This is a genomic window from Leptospira chreensis (assembly GCF_016919165.1).
GTDB classification, from domain to species: Bacteria; Spirochaetota; Leptospiria; order Leptospirales; family Leptospiraceae; genus Leptospira_A; species Leptospira_A chreensis.
This window is the reverse complement of sequence record NZ_JAFFPS010000046.1, coordinates 1-1324: the sequence shown is the minus strand read 5'-3', so window position 1 is coordinate 1324 and position 1324 is coordinate 1. Positions and strand designations below refer to the sequence as shown.

1 protein-coding gene is annotated in these 1324 nt (G+C 40.0%); it reads right to left on the bottom strand.

What is annotated here, in order from left to right; translation table 11 throughout:
* Positions 1–84: 84 nt before the first annotated feature.
* Positions 85–1257, bottom strand: coding sequence for an IS481 family transposase (locus JWG41_RS13450; RefSeq protein ID WP_205270450.1), 1173 nt, complete (start codon positions 1255–1257; stop codon positions 85–87).
* Positions 1258–1324: the final 67 nt, after the last annotated feature.

The window sequence follows — 1324 nt, the reverse complement described above, 5'->3', positions numbered from 1 at the left end:
TGAGTGTACTCATACATCCTTTACAGTTCTGTCTTGATACATACTTTACAAAAAGATGCATCAAAATCCTGTTTCAGACGTAAATCAGGATGGCATTGGGTTTTTAAAATGCAACAATTTTCCTGTGTATAGGTCTATTACTCCAAGACTGACTCCATAAAAATGAATCTTCACATGCCGATCTGAGATTTCTTCCAACCCAACTTGTTCCTCTGCAAGGGCTGAAGAAAGAAAGATTCGATGACCTTCAAAATAGAGATTCCCTAGATCATTGACATCGCCTACAGAAATGTTTGTTGGATACGCTGCCTTTACCAATCGTTTTGGAAATTTCCTTTTGGACTTTTTATAGTGATTGGCTGGGAATTCGTTTTTTATTCCTTCATGGGGTCTCACATAATTAAATTCCTTTTGAAAATTTCTAAAAGCCTTTTGTTGGGCTTCCAAGCTAGATCGTGGTGGCAATGCAGTTTCCTCTTTTAAAGTTTTATGCATTCTCTCGTGCCTTCCATTTTGCTGTGGTTTCCCTGGTTCGATTCGTTCCAGCTTAATTCCTAGTTTTAACCACCAAACAGAAAGTTTACTGAGTCCAGCAAGTGCATTGGAGGCAAATGGAGTTCCATTGTCCGTTCGTATGGCAATAGGCATTCCATATTTGATAAAAAGCTTCGTGAATTCATTGATTACATTGGCTGTATCCGCTTTTGGAACAATTTCACAACAGATTAAAACACGACTGTAAGCATCGGTAACGGTTAATGGAGTGCAACGTTCGCCGTTTCCCACAGTGAAATGACCTTTAAAATCAGCGCACCAAATATCATTCGGGCCTAACGCATGAGAAAAAGGTTGTTCGATTGATTGGCGTTGGATCCTTCTTTTCGGTGCTTTGATCATGCCATGATTTTTAAGAATTCTACCAACGGTACTCGGGTGTGGCCATTCTTTGATCATATGAAACCTTGCTCTTAATGAAGCCAACAGTTTCCTTGCTCCCCACCGCGGATGTTCTTTTCTTTCTTGCAAAACCAGTTCAAGGATTTTCTTACGAGTCGTTTTTGGATGCAGTTTGGGTCGTCGACTTTTATCTTTCAATCCATCTAAGCCAAAGAGTTCATATTGTTCTAAATATTTATAGCCAGTCACCCGACTAATATTGAATTCACGGCAAAGGTCGGTGAGAGACCAACCGCCACGTTTCCATGCAACGACAAATTTCATTCTTTCTTCAAACACGTTTGTCTCCTTCCAAGCCATGACACACTCCTGCGGTGTGTACATCGTGTTCTGAAACAAAGAATTAAAATCTTATGTGTAAAGGATG

What these genes read in the sequence shown, in the direction of transcription:
- JWG41_RS13450 (WP_205270450.1), bottom strand. Translation starts at nt 1,257, where the DNA reads ATGGCTTGGAAGGAGACAAACGTGTTTGAAGAAAGAATGAAATTTGTC.